This window comes from Streptomyces sp. NPDC091416 (assembly GCF_044756845.1).
Lineage (GTDB): Bacteria > Actinomycetota > Actinomycetes > Streptomycetales > Streptomycetaceae > Streptomyces.
Map to the genome: position 1 here is coordinate 1 of NZ_JBIVTU010000065.1, position 1,266 is coordinate 1,266.

The 1,266-nt window shown below is 72.4% G+C and carries 1 pseudogene; it reads left to right on the forward strand.

Annotation, left to right across the window (positions count from 1 at the left end):
* A pseudogene (locus ACIQMX_RS42495) lies at window positions 1–819 on the forward strand (cell division protein FtsK); the annotation flags it as partial.
* Between the last annotated feature and the right edge of the window lie 447 nt (window positions 820–1,266).

Consider the following 1,266-nt stretch of genomic DNA (forward strand, 5'->3'; position numbering starts at 1 on the left):
TTCGCGATCCTGCGGGACCTGCCCACCTCGCTGTGCCCCGAGGGCAAGCTGACCCCGGACCTGGTAGCCCGGTACAACCTGCCGGTCATCTTCGTGACGATCGACGAGCTACAGGAGTACTTCACCGCGATGGAGCGCGAGGACCGCGAGCAGGTCATCAACGACCTGTGCCGCATCGCGCGGCGCGGTCCGGCCGCCGGGTTCGTCTCCAACTTCGCGTCCCAGCGGCCCGACGCCGAGTCCGTCCCGGCGAAGCTGCGGGAGATCATCACACTGCGGTACTCGACACAGGTCGTGGACCGAACGTCGTCGGACATGGTGCTGGGCAAGGGCAAGGCCGCCCAGGGTGCCGACGCGTCAGTGCTGTCCGAGGAACACAAGGGCGTCGGTGTTCTCGTGACCGGGCCCGCCTCGTACGTCACCGTCCGGGCCGACTACCTCGACGGGCCCGGCTTCGCGAAGCTCTGCACCAAGGGGCGTGCCCTGCGCGAGGCGGCCGGGCAGCTCACCGGGGACGCGGCCGGGGACGTCACCGCCGCGGCCGACGCCGCCGGGCTGAAGATCCCGCCCATCCTCACCGACGTGCTGGACGTGATGCGGCACAGCCCGCGCATGTTCACCGTCGACCTGCTCGCCGGGCTCGTGAACCTCGACGAGGACGTGTACGGCGACTTCAGCGCCGAGCGCCTGGCCGCCGAACTCGAAGCGGCCGGCGTGAAGCGGACCAGCAAGCAGGTCAAGATCAGCGGCACCAACGCCGCCGGGTACCAGCGCCGCGACATCGAGGGCGCCGCCCCCCTCGAATTCCTCCTCGGGTAGAGGGGGCTCCCCTGACCCAGGCCATCACAGAGCCCCCGCTACCGAGGCCATCGGTGCCTGCCACAGGGCCGCGAAAGTAGCGGGGGCCCACTACCCCGGTCACGGGGGTGGTAGCGGCTCCTGACCTGCACGGTAAGGCGGGTAGAGGGGGCCGGGGCCGGTACGGCCAAGGGCCCCGCACGCAGTCGCGTGCGGGGCCCTCTGGTGTCGGCGGTCAGCGGCGATGGCACATGCAGCCGCACCGGTAGGTCTCCACCGGGCGTTCCCACGCCGGGGCGCCCGGCCGGCGCACCACATGCGGGCCCGGGCACATGCGGTGTTCCCCGATCCGGCACGCCGGGGCGGACGCGTCCGGCCGGGATGGGGCGGTGGTCACCGCTGCGCGCCGTATGGGGCGAGGCCGCGCTGCTCCCGGCACGGGGCGCACGCGTACAAGCGGCCACCCGG